The sequence below is a fragment of the Verrucomicrobiaceae bacterium genome, from assembly GCA_016713035.1.
GTDB lineage: Bacteria > Verrucomicrobiota > Verrucomicrobiia > Verrucomicrobiales > Verrucomicrobiaceae > Prosthecobacter.
This window is the reverse complement of sequence record JADJPW010000007.1, coordinates 133,298-154,353: the sequence shown is the minus strand read 5'-3', so window position 1 is coordinate 154,353 and position 21,056 is coordinate 133,298. Positions and strand designations below refer to the sequence as shown.

Genomic DNA, 21,056 nt, shown 5'->3' with positions numbered 1-21,056 from the left:
AGGTTTCTACAAAAGGACTGACCTTTAGTTGTTACCGTTGCACCACAATAGCCGAGTAGATGAGCAAGGTGGTGGGGCTCCGCTTCGTATGAGCAAAGTGATGAAGCTCTTGTTATTGCCTGCCCTCCTCGGTTTGACCCTCCATGCTGTGGCGGAGGACTGGCCGCAGTTCATGTTCAATGCGGCGCATTCGGGCAATGCGGCTCAAATCGACCTCGATGTCGAGAAACTCGGCCTGCAAGGCTCGGTGGCGATGACGGATGGCATTTACACGTCTCCGGTCGTCGCGAGTGGCAAGGTGTATGTCGTCGATGGAAGCGGCTGCGCGGCCTGTTTTGACGCGAAGACGCTCAAGGAGCTCTGGCGATTCCAAAGCAAGGGAGGGAAACAAAACGTGAACAATGTCAGTTCGCCTGCCATCGCCGGAAAATGGCTGCATTTCGGCACCTCGGCCGGTTTTTACTGCGTGCTGGATCGCGACAGCGGTGCGGTGGTGGCGGAGATCGACTGCGGGGAGCCGGTTTTCAGCACACCGGTCGTGGCGAAGGATCGCGTGTATGTGGCCACTCTCGGTGCGCAGGTGCTGGCGATGACGTTAGAAGGCAAGCAGCTCTGGAAATGGGATTTCGTGAAGGAAGTCGTTGGTTTCGATGGCAGCCGCTGGAGCGGCGAGTCCTGGGCAGCTTTTTGTGAGAAGCGCATGCTCGCCACACTCAAGCCGGGCACGAAGCCGACCTCCAGCGATGGTCGTGTGACGTGGAAGGATCACTTTGTGTGCTCGCGGGACATTTGTTTGATCAAAGGCAACATCGTCGTCATTCCCGCCGGTGGTCGCACGCTTTTCCTCGAAGACACCGGCACTACGCCGAAGCTCAAAGCGACTGGCGAGATCCCCGAGTGGTCCGGCAAGGAATTCCCCGCCACCTTTGGACAGAGCGCCGATGACGACGGCAACGTCTATGTCCAATGGCACCGTCGCGACAACGCCGGCCGCGTGGACATCATGCGCCTCGAAGGCGACACGCTCAAAACCGGCGATTTCGTCCCCGGAACTGACACAAACATCCGCATGGATGGCCTGCTGAGCTTTTCGCCTGTGGCGATTCGTGGAAGTGAAGTGTTTCGCGTGAAGCCGGAGACGGATCGCGGCCTCATTCGGCATGACATGAGCACGAAGGAGCTGAAAACGCTTAGCGGAGCCGGAGCCATCGCGCCGCCGGTGCTGACGAAGCGGCATGTGATCTTTGGCGGGCTGGATGGTGTTCTACGAATCATGCCGCTCGAAGGTGGTAAAACCGTCGAGCTCAAAGGCCTCAACAGCGGTGCCATCAGTGCACCTGTCGCTGTGGCAGATGGCCACATCTTCGTCGTGGATGAATCAGGCGAACTGTCGCGGTTTTCTCCTCGGGGTAACTTCAATTATAGTGTCGTGAGTCCATACACACACACCATCCGCTCCCCGCTCACCGGCAAACTCGCCGATGCCAAATACGACTGGTACACGAACTACGGCAACTTCGCGGGGCAGAACTCGAACAACCAGGACCTCAAGCCGCCGCTTCGCATGCGCTGGGCGCGTCGTCTTGAAGGCACAGTGAAGCATCTACCGGTTTGCGGTGGCGGGCGGATGTACACGCACACGGCGGAGGGCCAGATCATCGCATGTGAGCAGGACACGGGGCGTTTGCTTTGGCGGAAGTGGTTTCCGGATGTGTATCTGAGCTTCACCTCACCGCTCTACATCGACGGCAAGCTGCTGGTGCCGCAGGCGGGCATGAAAAAGTCGTTCGTGCGCTGCCTCGATGCCGCCACGGGCAATCTGCTCTGGGAAGCGCCCTTCACCGGCAGCCCGAGCTGGAGCCGGCAGTTCCCACCGGTCGTTTCAGGCAAGGTGGCGATCTATGCGAGCGGCAGCGGTGATTATGCGCCGCAGGGGAGCGAGAAGCCGTACACCTTTGGCGGACCTCCCGTCGTGCCTGCGGATGGCAGCGAGGTGATGAGCTTCATCTACTCGAACGACAACCCGTATTACCCGAAGAACCACCATCCACGCCTTTGGGCCTGGGATTTGGACACGGGCAAGGTGGTGTGGGAGAAGGACTTCTTTGAGTTCGGTCGCGGTGGCAATGACTGCGGCATCTGCGTGCTCGATGGGAAGCTCTACTACAGCGTCTTTTTTGGTTACGATGCCGAGACGAAGCGTCGCCGAGGCTTGCCGGTCGAAAACAACGGCCTCACCTGCTGCATCGATCCCGCGACGGGCAAGGTGCTGTGGCAGACGAATGAATACTATGTCACATCAAAGTGCACGCTCAGTGCCCGCGACGGGAGGCTCTACATCGGCGGCTATAATCGGGCCAAACTCGGCACCGAGGACCGTCATGTGTGGTGCCTCGATGCGAACACCGGCAAACTCGTCTGGACCAGCGATGCGGTGACCTCCGCGCTCAATGTGGTGAGCGTGGGCGAGAAGTTCATGTTCTCCAACGCCCTGCGTGGCAAAGGCAACGTCTTCGACAGCGCCACCGGCAAGGTGGTTTACAGCATCCAGACGAACTACGCCTGCTGCCGCTTCACGATGAGCGAGCCGTATGTACTTGGTGCGAACATGGACATGATCGACCTCTCGCAGGACGGCAAACTCGTCTCCACCGGCCCCGCCATCGACTCCCGCGAGTGCCTCGGTGCTGTCGTCAGCAATGGCCGCATCTTTTACACCTCGCAGGCGAGCGGATTCGTCGTTTCGCAGACATATGGGCCGGAATCGAAGAATCTGCTGCCTGCGTGGGAGGTGAGGTGATCGCGCCTTGTGAAAACCGGGAAATGGATACCGGAATCCGAGAATGGGAAACTTGCTTGGACCATTCCCGTCCCCAGCCTTGCTTTCACCTAATTCTGCGGCACTCTAGCGGCCCCTCCAACCCCCTTTTTTATGAGCAAAGCCTCCGTCGAAGACATCAAACTCGCCTCCGCCGGCCTTCGTGGCCAGTTGCCCGAGCTTTTTGCTGACTCCAGCACCCCCAATATCCCGGAGGAGAGCAATGTCCTCATGAAGCACCACGGCTCCTACCAGCAGGATGACCGCGATTTGCGAGCCCAGCTTTCCAAGGAGAAAAAGGAAAAGGCCTGGAGCTTCATGATCCGCAGCAAGATGCCCGGTGGCCGTATCACCGCAAAGCAGTGGATGATCCACGACGCTCTTTGCACCAAGGCGATGGGCAACATGCGCCTCACCAACCGCCAGGGCATCCAGCTCCACGGTGTGCTGAAGGGCGGCGTTAAGGAAGTCATCAGCAGTGTCTGCCACAGTGGCCTCAGCACCATGGGTGCCTGCGGCGACGTCGTCCGCAATACCATGGGCCCAGCTGCACCTATCAAGGACGCAGTGCATGCCGATACGCAAACACTCACCGAGGAGATCAGCCGCCGCTTCCTCTGGCGCAGCTCCGCGTATGCGGACATCTGGCTCGACGGCGAAAAAATCGACCCAAACTGGACCAAAGACCCGGAAGTCAATCCCGCCGTGCGTGAGGCCACCAAGGCCCCTGAAGGCGATGATCCCATCTACGGCAAAGTCTATCTACCACGCAAATTCAAGATCGGTATCGCCATTCAGCCGCTCAATGACGCGGACGTCTTTTCGCAGGATGTCGGCCTCGTGCCGCATGTGGTGAACGGCGTGGTCGAAGGCTACACCATCACGGTCGGTGGAGGTTTTGGGATGAGCCACGGCCAGCTCAGCACGCGGCCATTCCTCGGTCAGCCGCTGCTGTATGCGCAGCGTGCCAATGTCGTCGATGCCATCGAAGCCATCCTCACTACCCAGCGTGATCATGGCAATCGCACGGATCGCAAAAATGCCCGACTCAAGTACACCGTGCAGACCATGGGACTCGATGCCTTCCGCGCCGAAGTCGTGCGCCGCCTGCCCGGCATCGAGACCTCTGCGCCCAAGGAGCTGAAATTCGATACGGTCGAGGACGACCTCGGCTGGCACGAGCAAGGTGACGGCAAGCTCTACTGCGCCGTTTATGTCAATATGGGCCGCATCGCCGATCACGAAGGCGGTCCTCAGTACCGCTCCTGCTTTGCGGAGATCGCGACCCAGCTCGATCTGCCGCTCATCGTCACGCCGAATACCAATCTCATCATCGCCGATGTCGCTCCTGCACAAAAAGCCGCTGTGGATGCCATCTTAGCCAAACACGGCGTCGTGCATGCCGACGAGGCTGGCTTCACCCGTGCTCGCAAAGTCGCCCACGCCTGTGTCGCCCTGCCCACCTGCGGATTGGCCCTCAGTGAGTCCGAGCGAGTCCTTCCTGGACTCATGGATAAGATCGACCCGATCCTCAAAGAACTCGGCCTCGAAGACGAACCCATCCTCTTCCGCATGACCGGCTGCCCGAACGGCTGCGGCCGCCCCTACAACGCCGATTTCGGCTTCGTGGGCCGTGCGCCGAACAAGTATGCCATGTTCGTCGGCGGCAGCATTCGCGGCGACGCCCTCGCCGGACTCGAATACAAGAGTGTCGTCGGTGAAGATGTGCCCGCGAAGGTCCGCTCCCTGCTGGAGGCCTTCAAAGCCGAGCGCCAGAGCGGCGAAATCTTCGCCGACTGGTTCGCCCGCACCCGCACGAAAGGTGAGGCCCCGCAGCCCGAGCAATTCCACATCGAACTCGCCGAACGCGCTGCGAAGCTGGCCGGAGAGAAGGTGGAAGCGGCGGGCTAAAACACGTTTTGGCGGATTTTTGGAGTCTCGGCGTCCTTGCGCACACATGCGTATGGACGCCTTGAATCACAGCGCCACTCCACTTCGGGCCATACGCAGTACTCGGGACTACCACTCACCCCTCCACGCTGCGTAGTTCCAGCTTTTCGCCGATGCGCAGGACACGATGTGGCTGGTTCAGCCGCTCGCAGGCCTTCACGAATTCCTCTGGGCTCTCTGTATTGAACTCGAACATGTCGTAGTGGCATGGAATGACGAGTTTTGCGCCGATCGCTTTGGCGAGCGCGGCGGCCTCGGTGCCGTTGAGGTTGCCAGCGACGCGGCGCTCGGGTTTGTTGCCGTTGATGGGCAGAAAAGCGATGTCCACTGGGCCAAACTCACGGCAGGCCTTCACGATGTCGTCATGCCAGAGCGTGTCGCCGCTGTGGTAGATGCGGAATGGCCCACAGCGCACGAGAAAGCCGATGTAGGCACTGTTTCCCACCTCATCGCGAACGACTTCATTATGCTTTGCGACAGTGCCCTGGATGCTCCATTCGCCCTCATCATAGAAATCATGGTCGCCGCAGCCGCAGCACAGCACTTCGGCATCTCCGAGGCGCTTCTTCACCTCAGCGCGGATGGGATGTGGGTGATAGAGGCGGTAGCCTGGATTGCTCCGCGCCAGCGGCACCAGGGTCTCCGCATCGAGGTGGTCTGTGTGGACGTGGCTGGCCGTCACACGCGTGATCTTCGTCAGTCTTTCTGGGGCGATGCAGCGCTCACTCATGCGCACATGCGGCTTGTCGGTGCTGGCGTATTTGTTTGTGAGCGAATCGGACAGATACGGGTCAAACAGCATCCGCTCACCACGCCACTGCACCAGAAAACCACTCTGCCCCAGCCACCAGACTTGCAGCACATCCTCCACACACGGAGCAGAGTCGATGTCTGCCAGCAGAGCATCATCTTTTTGAAAAGCGCAGATCATGGCATGTTGTGGAAGAATAATGGCAGCATGGATTCACTCACTTCGGCAGCGAGAGCACAAAATCCACCAACTCGCGGCATTCAAAGAAAGAAGGCCCCACCTTGTGGCCCTCACCAGGCACGACTTTCACAAGAAAAGAGCCACCCGCCGCTTCATAGCGCTCTTTGAGGATCTGCGTGTTCAAATCATACGGCACCACCACATCGCTATCGCCATGCACGGCAAACATCGGCACCTTGTTGGCGGCCAGCGCGGCGAGGTTGTCGATGGGATTGAATTCCTTCAGCCTCGCCACCAGTTCGGCCTCCGGCATCGCGTAATCCGCCAGCGTGTCCTTCTTCGAGTTCTTCAGCGGCCAGCTCGCCAGATTGCACACCGGATAGATGCCTACCCAGGCCTTCACCTTGTCCGCATTCCGAAACGCCCACGCCAGCGTCATCATACCACCGCGGCTCTGGCCGAGCAGGATCGGCTTCGTGGAGTAACCGCGCTTCACCATCTCCTCGTAGAACAGCGTGAACTTCGCCGAGCTCGCCGGTGAGCCGCGCACCTCACCCAGATCGTAGCCCGCGAGACTGATGCCCGCCTTCATGAAGGCATCAAAATACATCGCACGCCCCGCCAGCGACACACCGCCATTGAGCGTCGGCGCATACCAGACCCACGGCTTGCCCTCGGCGGGCTTAGGCGCGGCATACAGCACCGCTTTGTGGCCGCTGACATCGAAGACCTCGGGTTTGACTTTGGGCAAAGGCTCCTGCGCGAGCAAGGGCAGTGCAAAGAGAGTGGTGATGAGTGTGATGAAACGCATGGCGACACATTCAACGTGGTCCGCAGAGTCCTCTGTGCGGAATTCGATGCATCAGGTGCCGTCTGCGTGCAGGATGGCTTTCATGTCGGCGGCTTTCACCAGCACGGCTCCACCGTCAAAGGTGGGAAAAGTAGGCCGAGACGCTTTCCTGGCCCGCCCTCTGTTTAACATGCCTGCCCGTTGCTCCATGTCGCGGTTCACGGCACGGCGGACGATTTCGCTCACAGGTTTGCCTTCCATGCGGGCGACTTGTCGCAACATCGCCATGATTGAGTCAAGAAACAGGATTTGAAGCTTTTGCATGGCACCATGCATCTCAAAGAGGCAGCCTTGATTCAAGCGTTTCGTTTTTGGGCCTCCTTTTCCGGAAGACTTCGATTGCCAACCGAAGCTACGGCCCCACCGGCAGCGCTTTGAGCCACGCGAGATTGAAGACGTAGTGATTGCGGCTGCTGATGAGTTGGATGCGGCCGTCGCGGGTCTGGATGGCGGCGAGGTAGCCGTTGTGCTCGGCGCGGGTGTCGCTGAGCGGGAACATGTTGCGGTCGATGCCGTTCACCGTGCGCTCTTTGCCGCCGGGGGTGACGAGGCGCTTGTGCGGCCAGGTTTTGCCGTCGTCGAAGGAGATGGCGGCAAACAAGCCTGCGCCGTTGAACTCGCCTTTTTGGCTTTGGAAGGTCATGCCATTGGGTTTGCGGGCATTCGCGGAGAGATCGGTGAAGGAGCAGAAGAGCAGCGGGCCCTCACGCAGGCGGATGAGGGCCTGTCGTTGCACGCTGCTGATAGCCGGGAACTCGGTAGCCTGATGCGTCCAGGTCTTGCCGCCGTCACTGGAGAAGCTGGCGGGTGTTTTGAAATTATACGGCTTTTGCTCGGATTCGCTGTTGAGTCGGCCAAAGCTCATCAAACGACCGTCGTTCAGCTCGACGATGGGCGCGTGGATGCCTGCGTGTCGTGCGGCGCTGCCGTTGCGATGCGCGAGCTTCTTGCTGGCGATCACGTCGGAGGTCCAGGTCTTGCCTCCGTCGGTGCTTTTCGTGAGGCTGGTCGTAGTGACATCCTGCGTCATCAAAAGAGTGCCATCGCGTGTGCGGAGGAGCTGATTGCCGATCTCGCTCCAGGGCTGGATGATCTGCGCCTTGCTCCAAGTGACGCCGTTGTCGGTGCTGTGGCGCACGATGTTTTCGCGATGGCCGCGCACGAGATGGGAAAGCGTCTTTCTGCCATCCCACCAGAGTTTTGGAGCGTGATCGTTCACGTCTGCGCCATCCCAGAAAAGCGAGGCGGGCTCCCACTCGCTCTCACCGCGGCGGAGGCGGCTCGCGAGGTTGTTCAGCTCCGTGCCGGCTTCATCGACGCAAGAATACCAGACTGCGAGTAAGTCGCCATTGGGGCATTCGGCGATAGCGGGGCTGTGATTGTGCCACGAAAACGCCGGGCCAAAGGAATTCGGTTCCACTTTGACGAAGGGCTTGGGTCCATCAAAATATGGCACGTCCTGCGGTGGTAGCTCGATCTTGGCGAGTGACTGCGAGACGTTCTGCGCATGCAGCGCAGGCTTCGGCAGCGGCAGTTTCTCGCCCTTTGGCCAATCACCGAGCACGACACGGAAGCCGATGCGCTCATTCACTGCCTGCGGCACCCATGAGGTGCGATTCGCTGATCGCAGCAGCCGCGTCTGCACCGAATGACTGCCACCACGAATCACGCGGAAGTCACCATCCACACGACCGAGCGGATCTGTCTGCTCCGCGGCCTCATACGGCCCATACCAGTCCGCGCACCACTCGGCGACGTTGCCATGCATGTCGTGCAGGCCCCAGGCGTTCGCGGATGTGCGTCCGACCTTCAGCGAGAGCTTCGTGGGCTTCGGCTGATACTCTGGCGGCATCTTTTCTTCCGGGAAAAAGCGGTCGCGCACACCGGTGTCGCTCGGCCAGGAGTGAAAACCAGCCGGAAGCGCCTCGCCCGTGTGAAACAGCGTCGTCGTGCCCGCCCGGCACGCAAACTCCCACTCCGCCTCCGTCGGCAGGCGATACGCTTTGCCATCTTTTTTCGACAACCACTCGCAAAACGCCACCGCATCGTTCCAGCTCACTTCCGTGACTGCATCGTCGTCGTTCTGGCCGCGATGCGTTGGGTCAAACTGCCGATACTGTCCCACGGTGACTTCGGTGGCGCTGATTTGAAATGCCTGCGTGATCACCACGCGATGCGCTGGCCTCTCATCCCAGTCCGCATCATCAAACTTCGCTGCGTGCTTTTTCACATTGTAGTCCGAAGCCGGTCCATCCTGCCCCATCGTGAAGCTGCCCGGCGAAACGGGCACGAGTCTCATGCCGATGGAGTTCGAGATTGGTTCGGCGGAGAGCAGCGAGTGGAGGGCAAAGAGGAAGAAGAGCGGGCGCATGGGTAGAGTGAACGCAAGATGTGATCGCCGTTATCATGGTGCCAGCCTCCACCGAACGCTTGCGCTGCCACTGCGAATTCAAGCGGGCGGAAACTCGCAAGGCACGATCTGTCTGCCATGGCGCCGATAGGTGGAGAAGTCCGCCCGGTCCACGGTCCAGACTTTGCAGCGCTGGCAAAGCTCTGTCATTCGCACCAAGCAGGCATCGGCCAGGTCCATGGGGCGGTCTTCATATTTCAACGACAAGGCCAAGACGGCTGGCAGCTCCTCCGCGAGCACAAACTCGGGATCAAGGATCAGATCGCCGCGTTCCACGAGACGGAGAACCAGAGAAGGGGTGGAGAAGAAGCTGCCTGCTTCTGCAAGCACAGCATCACAAATGTGAAAGGGTGCATGGCGTCGAAACTCGGCCACGGCCCATTGATGATAAGGATCATTTCGGGTCAGCAGCGCCACGATCAGGCCGGTGTCGGCGATGCGCTTCATGTGGCTAGCGGCGTTTGCGCTGCATCATCGTGCGCACGTTGGTGTTGGTGGCTGCCTTGCCATTCCCTTCGTGGATGCCGATCAAATCTTCCGAAGCAAACCTGCTCTTGGGCACAGGTACAGCACGTGCGACATCGCGCTCAATCAAGCGGCGAACATAAGCGGTGCGCCGCAACCCAAGCTTCGCGGCGCAGGCTTCCGCTTTGCCTAGCAAGGTCTCCGGCACGCGAATGGTGAGTGTTTGATTCATGGGGCGATTTTGAGTCATAGTGCCCAAATCGTCAATTCAGTAGTCGAGCATGGGCGATCGCGCTTCAAGCAGGCTCACTTTCGCTGCCACCTGTCGTCTTTCTCCAGCACGGAGCGTGCGGATTGGCCATTCAACCATGCTTTGGCCTCGGCATCACCTTTGAGGAAGGCATCCCAGAAGGCGGTGCTGAGGGCGAGGATGGCGCGGTGGTGATTGGGATTACGATTGGCGCCTTCGCCGGGCAGGGCGCGGTCACCAAAGGCTCCGTGCTCGGCTTCTTTGAGCACGAGTTCGTATTTATCGCCGGGTGGCAAAGCGGGATAAACGCCGAGACGAGAGTCGAGATCGCCACCGAGGGTCATGCTGCCGATGCGGGCGACGTCTTTCGTGCCGGTCATGAGCAGCCACGGCAGCGCCACACTGCCAAAGGCACGCTCCGCACTGCCTGCGGCGGGCACGCTGGGGCTCATCATCACGGCGGCTTTGATGCGCGGATCGGTGAAGCGTGTGCGACCGACGGGCAGGCTTTGGCCACTGACGGCCTGAGTCGTCACCGCGCCGAAGGAGTGCCCAGACATGCCTATGCGAGTGAGATCGAGCCTGCCGCGCAAGGCGTGCACCTCGTCCGCTTGCCAGCGTGTGAGCTGATCGAGCACGGCGGGGATGTCGGCCACGCGAAGCAGGAAGTTCGGAAGGCTCGCGGCCTGCTTCATCACCACAGGGATCTGTGCAGGTCTTTGACCTCGCCACACGGATTCATCGCTGCCGGGATGCTGCACAAAGACGACGACATAGCCGCGTGCCGACCAGTGCCGGCCGAGATACGGATTGTTCTCTCGCGAGCCACCGAGCCCATGGCTGAAAAGCACCACGGGTGCTGCTTTCGTCATCGCGGGGAGATACACACGGATCGGCACATTGCGGTCACGTTTGGCATCCAGCACGGTGAAGTCGAGTGGGGCAGCTAAAGCGGCCTCCGGCACTTTCAGCGGATCATAGACCGGTTCTCAAAAAGAATGTCATATTGAGGCTGTACTTTTTAGAATTGCGGTAATTAATAGGCGGCGGTGGCCCGCCCGTGCATCACACTCAATCTCGAAAACGCGACCTTGGAAGAGGTCGGCGTGGCGATGGATTGCTCACCCACGAAGAAGGGCTTTCGTCGGCTTCAAGCGCTGCGCTGGCTTTATGAAGGCAAGAGCCGCGAGCAAGTCGCTGACCTCTCAGGCTTCAGCCTGCGGCAGGTTTTGCGCTTTATCCAAGCCTTCAATCTCGCCGGCCTTGATGGTCTCATTCCTGGGCGTAGCAGCGGCCGTCGCCGAATCCTGCCCAAGGAACAAGTGAACGAAAAATTCTGCCTCTCATCGAAGATCCGTCGCTGGCTGGACAGAGCCACTGGACTGCGGTGAAGTTGCAGGCTGGATCAAGCAGAACCTGCAAACGCAGCTCGGCTACAGCACCACCGTGCGCTATCTCCACGAGCACGATTACCGCCTCAAAGTTCCGCGCCCCTGGCCGCTCAACCAGGATGAGGACAAGCGCCAAGCCTTCTGCCAAAAGCTCCAGCGCTGGGTGGCCGATCCGAGCGTCGACCTGTGGTTCAGCGACGAAAGCGGCTTTGAAGGCGATCCGCGCCCGCGCCGCACCTGGACCAAGATCGGCAAGGTGCGCCACTCACCTTATCTCGGCGAGCACATCCGCTACAATGTGTTTGGCGCAGTGCGGCCCAAAGATGGAAGGCTCGGCGCACTGCTCTTCAACCTGTGCGACAGCGTCACTTTCAGGTGTTCCTGACACTCTGGCTGAGGAGAATCCGCACGTGGCAGGACGCCGCGCCATCCTGGTGCTCGACAACGCCTCATGGCACAAGACCAAGAGTCTTAACTGGCACCACTTTGAGCCAGTATCTGCCACCACGCTCGCCCGATCTCAACGCCATCGAACGCTTGTGGCTGCGCATGAAGGCCGACTGGTTCAACGGCTGGATCGCCAAGACTTCCGAGCAACTTCAGGACCGTATCATCGAGTCCCTACGCTCTTTGTTCGACCAGCCATCCATCCTTCAGTCCCAGTGCCGCCAAAAGACGCGTTTATGACATCCTTTTGAGAGTCGGTCTAAGCGAAAACCGCCGTGGCAGCGAAACAGGCAAGAAAGGTGAAAACGAGCGACTTCATGACTTGCTGGAACTCCGACCGCTGCGAGTGGTCGCTTCATTTCACGGCCGATTTGGCCTGTACGTGCTTCAAATACTCGCTCGGCGTCATGAAGAGGACGTTTTTCGATTTCAGAAAGTCGATGATGCGTGTGAAGCCGGTCCAGCGTTCGTCATTCCACTGCTCAGGGTGACCTTGGAGCACGAGTACGTCTTTTTGTGCGGCGTGCTTGTCGTAGAAGGCGATGAACTTGTCCGCATCGGGCACGAAGGTCGGGTTTTCCAGCGCCATCACGCGGGGGATGCTGAGGCGGGTGAAGAACTTGGGCTTCGCGGGGCCGTAAAGCCAGATTTTCACCTCAGGCACGCCTTCCATCGCCTCGTCGGTCGCATCGGTGGTGCCGCTCCAGTGCGGGCCAAAGGCTGGGAGCGTGAAACCGAGCTTCTCCTTCGCGAGACGCTCGCCTTTGGCAAGAATCGCGCGTTGATCGGCGGCGCTGCCGTTCTCGAACTCGCCCGTGTCGCTCGCGCCGCGCATCTTGTAGCCGTGCATCCACAGCTCGATGCGCCCGGTGGCCTGCACGTCCTTCAACCACTGAAAATACATCGCATTGTCCTTCTCCAGCGACTCGGTGATGACGCCGAAGGAGCCCTGGATGCCCTGCGCGATGAGGTAGTCATGCACCTTCTGCCACCGATCTGACACCGGCTTCGTGCCCACGCGACGTGCGATGACGTCGTCGAGCTTCAGCAGGATGATTTGAGGATCAGCAGCGTGTAGGGATGCACAAAGGAGAGCAAAGAGGAGCGGCAGGAATTTCATGGCTGCTTGAAACGCGGTAGCTGCGGCATCATTGCTCCACATCGCAGCGAAAGAGTCTGGCGATTGCCCCAGTTCACATGCCAACACAGCTCAAAGCCTCCTTACCCCCATGATTCACCGCCTTTTCGTCCTCCCGCTCATGCTCCTCGTCAGCGCCTTACCAGTCCAGGCCGCTGATAAAGCTCTGTCTCGCAGCACTCCTGAGGCACAGGGCATATCATCTGCCGCTGTGCGTGGCTTCATCGAGACAGCGGACAAGCAAATCAACACGCTGCACAGCTTCATGCTCGTGCGTCATGGTCAGGTGATCGCGGAGGCGTGGTGGAAGCCGGAATCGCCAGAGAAGCGCCACGTCATGTGGTCGCTGAGCAAGAGCTTCACCTCCACCGCCATCGGCCTCGCTGTGGCGGAGGGAAAGCTGACGCTCGATGATCCGGTGCTGAAGTTCTTCCCCAATGAAGCACCTGCGGATGCGAGTGATCACCTCAAGGCCATGCGTGTGCGTGATCTGCTGTCGATGAGCGGCGGGCATGAGGTGGAGCCGAAGTTCAGCTTCGACACCGGGCCGTCGGTGAAGGGCTTCCTCGCGCATCCGGTCACGCAAAAGCCGGGCACCTTTTTCCGCTACAACACGCCCGGCACCTACATGCTCTCCGCCATCCTCACGAAGGCGACGGGCCAGACCGTGCTCGATTACCTCAAACCGCGTCTCTTTGAGCCACTCGGCATCGAGAGCCCCGTCTGGGATGCGAGCGCGGAGGGCTACAGCCTCGGCGGTTACGGCCTGCACATCCGCACGGAGGACATCGCGAAGTTTGGCCAGCTCTATTTGCAAAAAGGCCAATGGAACGGCCAGTCAATCCTTAGTGAAGCCTGGATCGCAGAGGCCACCCGCAAGCACATCGACAACAGCAAAGCACCCAGCGGTCGCACCAGCGATTGGCAGCAGGGTTACGGCTTCCAGTTCTGGCGCTGCCAAAACAACTGCTACCGCGGTGACGGTCGCGATGGCCAGATCTGCCTCGTTTTGCCCGAGCACGACGCCGTCATCGCCATCACGGCCCAGACCGGCCAGATGCAGACCGAACTCGATCTCGTCTGGAGCCAGCTACTGCCCGCCTTCCGCAAAGAAGCTCTGCCCGCCAATGCCGCTGAAGTGGAAAAACTCCAACAAGCAGCGGCCAACCTCACGGCGCATCCAGCACCACCGAAGAAGGCGAAGTAGAGAAGGAACACAACGCTAGCATCAGCTCGCCTTCATCATCTCTGTGATCTCCCTCGTCGCGATGCCGATGGGCCGATCCAGCGGCACGCCGGCGCAGGTGAGCAGCGTGGTGAGCAGATCGCCTTGATTGCCTTTCACGGTGTCAATGAAGCGGCCGGTGTTGAGCGAGCCGCCGCCTTTGCCAGCGAGGATGAAGGGCAGGTTCTCGCGGGTGTGCTTGTTGCCGTCTTCCAGGCCGCTGCCCCACATCATGATGCAGTTGTCGAGCAGCGTGCCGTCGCCTTCGCGGAGGCTGGCCATCTTTTTCACCATGTAGGAGAATTGGTCGATGTTGAACTTCGTGATCGCGGCCACTTTGCGGACCTTCTCGGGCTCGTTATTATGATGCGTGGGGCCGTGGTGCGTGTCGCTGAAGCCTAGCTCGGGATACGACACGCCATTCGGCGTGGAGCCGATGTAGGTGCTCACGCGTGTGGTGTCCGTCTGGAAGGCGAGCACGGTGAGGTCGCACATGACCTGCATGTATTCGCTGCGCTTGTCGCCCTCGGGGATTTTCACCTCGATGGGCGGCGAATCGCTGGCCTTGCGCTTGCTGGAAGCGACTCCGGCTTTCTCCAGCGCCGCTTCTTTTTGCCGATACTCGATGGCGGCGATGCGGCGCTCCACGGAGCGCACGCTGTCGAGGTATTCATCGAGCTTCTGCTGGTCGCCGTGCGGCAATTTGCGCCGCAGATCCTTCGCACCGCCGATGACGAGATCGAGCATCTGGCGGTCGAGCGGATCGGTGGCCGTCGTCTTGCCTTCCTGGCCCGTTTTGCCAAACAAACGGTTCAAAACACTGCGCGGATTGATCTCCGCCGGCATCGCCTGCGTGGGCGAGCGGAAGCTGCAATGCGAGTAGTAGCCCTCGTTCAGCCCGGCTTGGTTTTCCTTGTGTGTCTGCGGCATCGTCGCCAGCTCCAGCGACGGCAGCGCGGTGAGCGCACCGTAGTAATTCGCGAAAATCTGGTCTGCCGAGATCGCGATGTGGATCTGCGCCCGCTTCGCCGCATCCGGCAAACACGCCGTAAGCCACGTCGAAAGCTCCAACGCATGCGGTGCCCCGCCAAACGGCTCAATACCCACGCCCGAGATGCCCTTCACCAGCATGCACTGATCCAAAATCGGCCGCAGCGCCTCCAGCGCAGGCGGTGGTGAGTTGCGAAAGCCCTCCGGCGTTTTCGGCCAGAACTGATCCATGATCACCCCATGCGGCATATACATGAACCCGAGCCGCACCGGCGGCTTGTAGCTCGTTTTGCCTTTGCCCGCATCCGCCCAGCCCATCGTTTCGAGCAAAGGCAGCCCCAGCGAGGCTCCAAGGCCTCGGAGGCAGGCGCGGCGATTGATGAGATGGGACATGGGAAGCAGGAAAAATGGAGAACGTTTGGGACGCCTACCAATACCGAACATGAGGAGGGTTTCCATCATGGGATCGACGTGAGCTTGTGGATCGAGAAGCGCATTCGCATTCGCAAATCACATCTGCAGTCCTAGCATGCCCGCCCTTCATGCCTGCCTCCAAGTCCCTGCCCATCTGGAAAATCCACGCTGACATCCTGCGCACGCTGCGGGGCGGCAATCGCCTGGTGCTCGTGGCTCCGACAGGCTCAGGAAAGACCACGCAGGTGCCGCAGATGCTGCTGGAAGCGGGGATCGCGGGAGAGAAGATGATCGTGGTGCTGCAACCTCGACGCGTCGCTGCTCGCACGGTAGCGACACGAGTGGCCTGGGAGCGTGAGGGGAAGCTCGGGGCAGAAGTGGGCTATCAGATTCGCTTTGATGACCACACCAGCGTGGGGACGCGCATTTGTTTTGTCACGGAGGGCATTCTGCTGCGCTGGCTTCAGGATGATCGCTCGCTGTCAAAGATCGGTGCGGTGGTGTTTGATGAATTCCATGAGCGGAACTTGCTGAGCGATGTGGCGCTGGCCTTGGTGAAGCACCTTCAGCAGACGCAGCGACCGGATTTGGCGATGGTGGTGATGTCGGCCACGCTCGATGCGGAGCCGGTGGCAGCGTATTTGGATCAATGCCCGATCCTCATCTCCGAAGGGCAAAGTTTCCCGGTGGAGGTGGGCTATCTCTCGATGCCTGATCAGCGCCCGATCACCGTGCAGGCCGCGGAGGCGGTGGAGCGCATCCTTCAAGACGAAGACCCCGGCGACATCCTCGTTTTCATGCCGGGGCGTGGCGAGATCAATGGCACGCTGGATGCGTTGCGCGGCCTGAGAACGCGGGAACGCGTGGCTTGCATCCCGTTGCATGGTGAACTGGAGCCGCAGGAGCAGGACCGCGCTTTTGCGCCGAACTCGCTGCGCAAAGTGATCGTCGCCACTAACGTCGCGGAGACCAGCATCACCATCGACGGCATTCGCCATGTCGTGGACAGCGGCGTGGCCCGCGTGGCTCGTTACGATGCGGAGCGCGGCATCAGCACGCTGTTGCTGGAGCCGATCAGCCGCGCCAGTGCGGATCAGCGCAAAGGCCGCGCTGGACGCACCGCACCAGGCACGTGTCATCGCTTGTGGACCCTGATCGGCCACAAGGAGCGCGAGGAGCGCAACACGCCGGAGATTCAGCGCAGCGACCTCGCCGAGGTCGTGCTGCTGCTGCACTCGCTCGGCATCCGCGAGGCCGCCAGCTTTGACTGGCTGGACAAACCCGATCCGCAGGCCGTCCTGCGAGCCGAGCGCCTGCTCACCATGCTCGGTGCCTTGCTCGATGCCGACCTCACGCCCATCGGTCGCCAAATGCTGCGCCTGCCCATGCATCCGCGCTACTCGCGCATGCTCATCGAGGCCAGCCAGCGCGGCTGCGTGCCCGATGCCGCCTTGTGCGCCGCGTTGGTGAGTGGCCGCGATTTGCTCGCACGACTGGATCGCGATGATGCGCAAACCAAAACCGCTCGTGAGATGTTCGAAGACAGCGCGGACTCCGACTTCGTCACGCTGATGCGAGCCTACGACTTCGCCAAAGCGAACGGCTTCAGCTTTGATCGCGGCCGCAGCTACGGCATCAACGCCCAAGTCGCCCGCCAGGTGGAGCAGACCTGCCAGCAAATCCTGCACGCCGCCCACCAGCAGCGCCTCTACGACCGCGATGCAGCTCCCGCTAGTGCGTCAAAGAACGAGGGAGCCCTCCTGCGATGCCTCATGGCCGGCTTCGTCGATCAACTCGCCAAACGCCGCGTCCCCGGCAAGCCCGAGTGCGATCTCACCGATCAACGCACCGGCCAGCTCGTCCGCGAAAGCGTGGTGACCGATGCCGCTTACTTTGTCGCCGCGAATCTGCGCGAAACACCGTCGCGCCAGACCCTGCTCAGCCTCGCCACCGCCGTGCAGCCCGCGTGGCTCGCCGAGATGTTTCCCCAGCATCTGAGCACCACCGTGGAGCACCTCTTCGATGCCCAGAACAAGCGCGTCGCCGCCATGAAGCTCGTGCGCTATCGCGATCTCGTCATCGAGCAAAAAGCGCAGCAGCGCGACCTCGATCCCATCGCCAGCGGACGCTGCCTCGCCGAAGCCCACCGCGCCGGAGCCTTTGAGCTGCCGCTGATGGATCATCGGCTGAAGCAATTCATCGCCCGCGTGAACCTCGTCGCTGCAACCCTGCCCGAACTCGAGTTCGCGCCCCTCGACGAAGCCGCCATCACCACCAGCCTCGCCCGCGCCTTCACCGGCCTCTCCCTCGTCAAAGAAGCCCAAGCCGCGCCCCTCATCCCCGCCTTTCATCAGCATCTCGACAAAGGCCAAGTCAGTTGGCTCGATGAGCTAGCTCCCCTCACCCTCCCCTGGCCCAGCGGCGGCACGATCAAGCTCAGCTACGTCAACGACACCCCCGAAGCCCAGGTGAAGCTCCAGGAATGCTTCGCGCTCACCACCCACCCCACCCTCTGCGAAGGCCGCCTCCCCGTAACCCTCAGCCTCCACACTCCCGATGGTAAACGCCTCGCGAGCACGACGGACTGGCCCAAGTTTCAGGAACGCGAATGGCCCAAGCATCGCCAAACCGTGGCGAAGAAGTTTTCGGGAGTGTTGTGGCGGTGATGTTCGAGCTTTTCGAGACCTGATGGCTGGTAAAAGATTCGGGGTAAAAGATGACAGAGATCAGAGGTCTTATCTTTTACCCACAATCTTTTACCAGCCCAGTTTGAGCGATGGCGAATAGCCTCAACCGCGCCTTGCCGGCGACCTCGAACTAAATTCCGCTGCGATTGATCACAAGCTGGTTGTCATTCCTCGGAGCTGTCAGCGGGCGAGGTGCTCGCGCATCGAAGAAGAGACTTTGCGTATCGGGTTCGTGATCAAGAGAGCCTCCAAGTGCAAGGTAAGTCTGCCAGAGACTCGAAGTCTCTGTCCAGCATCGAGCCGGAGTCAGCCAATACCACTCGGCTCACTCCTCGCCCACCAGTTCTTCTGCGCTGATCATGGTGGGGAGTTTAGGCGTTTGTTGGGGGGGCTTCAACCCGTCACTTGAATCTGATCTCCTCCCAAGTTGAGCCAGTTTCTATGAGGCTCTGTCGGGTGCCCCACGGTTTGTTTCATTGATCTGGCTCATTTGGCAATACCGTAGCGCTGATAGACAATAGTGGTCACCTGCAGCTTCTGTTCAGCATCAAGGCGGTCGTATGCTGCTGCAACAATCGAAGTCGCAGCCTGAGTGGCAGCATAAGCAGCGCCTGCCGAGGCGATTCCAAAAACGATCGCGCCGGGTCCAGTCTCGATGCCGAAAAGCACCCCTGCACCAAATGCGAGGGCCATACTGCAAAGGCTCACACTGTGCTGGACTTTCGAGATAGACTGCTGCCGAGCAGTCATCTGATCCCAGTTGTAGTAGTCGATTCCAATGCCTAGCCCCTCTGCCAGAATGATGCCAGCGATGCCCGCTCTACCTCCCCATTTGGTGACGGCTCCAAGTTTGGCAAGGCTGTTTTCAGTTATTGCGAGCCTAGATCCTATCTGTGCAAAGCCAGACGACGTGAAACTGCCCCCAGCAACAAAGAGCGAAGCTTGCTCTCCCAGTCGCAATCTCGCTGCGACATCTGTTAAATCTGCCTGGCTAGCTTCCAATAAGCCTGCGGTCGAGGAGTAGAGCAATGCGACGCCTGCTCCGGTGCCGAGCAAACTGCTCGAAATCTTCACCCGCGTTTCAACTACGCTCCGCCGTTCAAGGTCATCCAATATCTTTGGGAAATCAGCTTGCGTTGTTTTCTCATAAATCGGGACACCTTTCTGCCTTCCATATTCTTTGATGGCAGGAATCGTTTCCTGACGATTTGCCCATGCCTGTAGCTCGCCGGTCCGCCTATACTCCGCAGCCATTTTATCAAGCTGTCCTTTGATCCTCTCCAAGTCGGAACGCTGCGAGGCCGGTTTTACGTCCTTCACTTCAATGCGAGATTGCAGTCCGGTTTGCAGGTGCCTTAAAACAAGGTCTTTGTCCGTCAGCCCATAGGAAGCACTTACGAGTTGATCTACGGCCACAAGGTCGAACCGTGAGTCGTGATAGACTTTCGTCGCATATAAGAGCGTGCGCCTGGCTCCAATTGTTTGAGCCTTTGATGCCGATGCCAATGCACGAATATTTTTTGTCACTCCCGGTAGAGATGGGTCGATAAAGCCCGGCCCCTTAAAGCCTTTGAATAGATTGTCCAAGCCACGCTGACCGTAACGGCTGGCACGAACTTGATCTCGCATCCACGCAGCCTGCTCAGACTTAGTGACTTCGCCCAAGGCTGCGGCTTGTTCGTGATGAGTCAGTGTCAATGCCATCGTTGACTGCGCGGTGGCCGAAACTGCGAACAAGAAGCAAAGAGCAGAGCTGAGTATCAAATAGGGTTTCATGGTTTCTCCTCCTGGTAATCTTGGGGTGTCTTCTTCACAATCTCGGCATCTTGCTTGGCAACCTCGGTTTGAAGCTGTTTTTCATCTTTTCCACCCAGCTTGTTCCATGCTTCTTCAAATGCTTGGCTGTAAATTTTGCTGACAGCCAAATCGAGGTGTCCTGGAGATATGGGCAAGAGGTTGACGACAACAGCATCCCGAATCATTGAGTAATTCGTGAAGATGTTTTCGCCATAAAGCTTACCCTTTTCCTTCTGCTGTTGTGCGAGTTGGAAATCTTTGTTGAAAGCGTCGATCTTTCGAAGTGCCCATTTCTGGTAATCGCGAACGCGCACGTCGTTCTCCTGCTTTTGCTTTTCGGATTCAGCCTTGATCCGCGCTTCAACCATTCCTGACAGATTCTCCAATACCTTTGCAGACTCCTCTGGAGTATCCACCTCCTCGATCAGTCTCAATTGCTGGGCTGTGATGGTCTCAAGCGACCGGTAGTATCCCGTTTGACGCAGGGACGCCTTTGTGAGCAGCGTAAGTTTTTCCACATTTGCCTTCGTGGCCGCCGCAAATTTTGTAACCTCGTCTTTCAAAAGACGTGAACGCAGTTGTTTGCGCAGCTCCAGCACTTGCTGGCTGTGCGTGGGACTACCAGACCATTCCGCAAGTCGTTCCCATACAGCGACTCCGTCTGTCATGTTGGCAAGGAATAGCTGTTCCTTGGCATCTTTGATCGCATCGTCTCGGCGATATGCGGCAAATCGCCCAACGACGTCGGCATGGCGACTCGCCAAGGTGGCGGCAATTTCTTTGGAGCCGCCATCGGGTTGAGATGACACCTGATTTGCAAGGTCCTCAACAGCGGCTTCCAAAACTTCTGACTCAGCGTTGCTATGTGCTTGCAGCACCTGGAATGATTGCACAGCCCAGCGAAGTGTATTCAGGCGTGGCAACAGATCTTCTTCCGCCCAAGGCGGGATCTGTCGCATTATCTTCCTCAAGTTATCAAACATTGCATCTGCTTCGCCGCTCGATTTCGGCCATGATTTCTGGTCTGCAACACGCGCTTCCATATCCGAAATACTCGCGGTCAAAGCTTTGGGTAGTTCAATGGGTATCACTTTCCCGAGTGCTCGATGAATCACGGAAGTTTGCTGTGAAACTGTTTCCGGAAAACTGTCGATCATGAATTCCAACTGTTTCTGCTGCCAAATTTGAAATGAGACTGCAAGGATGAGTAGAAGCACGGACAGCGTTAGCGGCCACAGAGGTCGATTGCGTTTTTCGGATGCTGGGTTGCTTCTGTCGTTCATGACACGGGAC

18 protein-coding genes are annotated in these 21,056 nt (G+C 59.3%); 7 read left to right on the top strand and 11 right to left on the bottom strand.

What is annotated here, in order from left to right; translation table 11 throughout:
* Nucleotides 1–100 precede the first annotated feature (100 nt).
* Both IPK32_20045 and IPK32_20040 read left to right on the top strand, forming a co-directional pair.
* Nucleotides 101–2,800, top strand: coding sequence for a PQQ-binding-like beta-propeller repeat protein (locus tag IPK32_20045; GenBank protein ID MBK8094190.1), 2,700 nt, complete (start codon nucleotides 101–103; stop codon nucleotides 2,798–2,800).
* A 132-nt stretch (nucleotides 2,801–2,932) separates the two neighbouring features.
* Complete coding sequence (locus IPK32_20040) at nucleotides 2,933–4,729, top strand: NADPH-dependent assimilatory sulfite reductase hemoprotein subunit (GenBank protein MBK8094189.1); 1,797 nt, start codon at nucleotides 2,933–2,935, stop codon at nucleotides 4,727–4,729.
* A gap of 115 nt (nucleotides 4,730–4,844) precedes the next feature.
* On the opposite strand, the gene IPK32_20035 is transcribed toward IPK32_20040, so the two are convergent.
* The 7 genes from IPK32_20035 to IPK32_20005 all read right to left on the bottom strand — a co-directional run bounded on the left by IPK32_20035 (nucleotide 4,845) and on the right by IPK32_20005 (nucleotide 10,645).
* A complete protein-coding gene (locus IPK32_20035) occupies nucleotides 4,845–5,699 on the bottom strand; it encodes an MBL fold metallo-hydrolase (protein ID MBK8094188.1) in 855 nt (284 codons plus the stop codon).
* A 37-nt stretch (nucleotides 5,700–5,736) separates the two neighbouring features.
* Entirely contained in the window at nucleotides 5,737–6,510 is a 774-nt protein-coding gene (locus tag IPK32_20030; protein MBK8094187.1) for a prolyl oligopeptidase family serine peptidase, read from the bottom strand.
* A 51-nt stretch (nucleotides 6,511–6,561) separates the two neighbouring features.
* A complete protein-coding gene (locus IPK32_20025) occupies nucleotides 6,562–6,771 on the bottom strand; it encodes a hypothetical protein (GenBank protein MBK8094186.1) in 210 nt (69 codons plus the stop codon).
* A gap of 130 nt (nucleotides 6,772–6,901) precedes the next feature.
* Nucleotides 6,902–8,920 (bottom strand): SUMF1/EgtB/PvdO family nonheme iron enzyme, encoded by a 2,019-nt coding sequence (locus IPK32_20020; GenBank protein ID MBK8094185.1) that lies wholly within the window; start codon nucleotides 8,918–8,920, stop codon nucleotides 6,902–6,904.
* Nucleotides 8,921–8,998: 78 nt separating this feature from the next.
* Nucleotides 8,999–9,406: a hypothetical protein gene (locus IPK32_20015; GenBank protein MBK8094184.1), complete on the bottom strand. Its 408-nt coding sequence runs from the start codon at nucleotides 9,404–9,406 to the stop codon at nucleotides 8,999–9,001.
* A gap of 4 nt (nucleotides 9,407–9,410) precedes the next feature.
* The gene (locus tag IPK32_20010) at nucleotides 9,411–9,656 is read right to left on the bottom strand and encodes a hypothetical protein (protein MBK8094183.1); all 246 of its coding nucleotides are present in this window, start codon (nucleotides 9,654–9,656) and stop codon (nucleotides 9,411–9,413) included.
* A gap of 74 nt (nucleotides 9,657–9,730) precedes the next feature.
* Nucleotides 9,731–10,645, bottom strand: a complete 915-nt coding sequence (locus IPK32_20005; protein ID MBK8094182.1) for a dienelactone hydrolase — start codon at nucleotides 10,643–10,645, stop codon at nucleotides 9,731–9,733.
* Nucleotides 10,646–10,723: 78 nt separating this feature from the next.
* Between IPK32_20005 and IPK32_20000 the strand changes: the two genes are divergently transcribed.
* The 3 genes from IPK32_20000 to IPK32_19990 all read left to right on the top strand — a co-directional run bounded on the left by IPK32_20000 (nucleotide 10,724) and on the right by IPK32_19990 (nucleotide 11,752).
* Nucleotides 10,724–11,065 carry a helix-turn-helix domain-containing protein gene (locus IPK32_20000; protein ID MBK8094181.1) on the top strand — a complete coding sequence of 114 codons (342 nt, stop codon included), beginning with the start codon at nucleotides 10,724–10,726 and terminating at the stop codon, nucleotides 11,063–11,065.
* Complete coding sequence (locus IPK32_19995; protein ID MBK8094180.1) at nucleotides 11,052–11,450, top strand: winged helix-turn-helix domain-containing protein; 399 nt, start codon at nucleotides 11,052–11,054, stop codon at nucleotides 11,448–11,450. The genes IPK32_20000 and IPK32_19995 overlap by 14 nt, the downstream gene beginning before the upstream one ends.
* Before the next feature lie 101 nt (nucleotides 11,451–11,551).
* A complete protein-coding gene (locus IPK32_19990; GenBank protein ID MBK8094179.1) occupies nucleotides 11,552–11,752 on the top strand; it encodes a transposase in 201 nt (66 codons plus the stop codon).
* A gap of 115 nt (nucleotides 11,753–11,867) precedes the next feature.
* Here IPK32_19990 and IPK32_19985 read toward each other — a convergent pair whose 3' ends face one another.
* Entirely contained in the window at nucleotides 11,868–12,632 is a 765-nt protein-coding gene (locus tag IPK32_19985) for a hypothetical protein (protein MBK8094178.1), read from the bottom strand.
* Nucleotides 12,633–12,771: 139 nt separating this feature from the next.
* On the opposite strand from IPK32_19985, the gene IPK32_19980 reads away from it, so the two are divergent.
* Nucleotides 12,772–13,857, top strand: a complete 1,086-nt coding sequence (locus tag IPK32_19980; protein MBK8094177.1) for a serine hydrolase — start codon at nucleotides 12,772–12,774, stop codon at nucleotides 13,855–13,857.
* Between the two features lie 21 nt (nucleotides 13,858–13,878).
* Here IPK32_19980 and IPK32_19975 read toward each other — a convergent pair whose 3' ends face one another.
* On the bottom strand, nucleotides 13,879–15,258 hold the full coding sequence (locus IPK32_19975; GenBank protein ID MBK8094176.1) for a DUF1552 domain-containing protein: 1,380 nt from the start codon (nucleotides 15,256–15,258) through the stop codon (nucleotides 13,879–13,881).
* 149 nt (nucleotides 15,259–15,407) lie between these two features.
* On the opposite strand from IPK32_19975, the gene IPK32_19970 reads away from it, so the two are divergent.
* Entirely contained in the window at nucleotides 15,408–17,945 is a 2,538-nt protein-coding gene (locus IPK32_19970; protein ID MBK8094175.1) for an ATP-dependent RNA helicase, read from the top strand.
* A gap of 507 nt (nucleotides 17,946–18,452) precedes the next feature.
* Here IPK32_19970 and IPK32_19965 read toward each other — a convergent pair.
* Nucleotides 18,453–19,742: a hypothetical protein gene (locus tag IPK32_19965; protein ID MBK8094174.1), complete on the bottom strand. Its 1,290-nt coding sequence runs from the start codon at nucleotides 19,740–19,742 to the stop codon at nucleotides 18,453–18,455.
* A complete protein-coding gene (locus IPK32_19960; GenBank protein ID MBK8094173.1) occupies nucleotides 19,739–21,046 on the bottom strand; it encodes a hypothetical protein in 1,308 nt (435 codons plus the stop codon). The genes IPK32_19965 and IPK32_19960 overlap by 4 nt, the downstream gene beginning before the upstream one ends.
* Nucleotides 21,047–21,056: the final 10 nt, after the last annotated feature.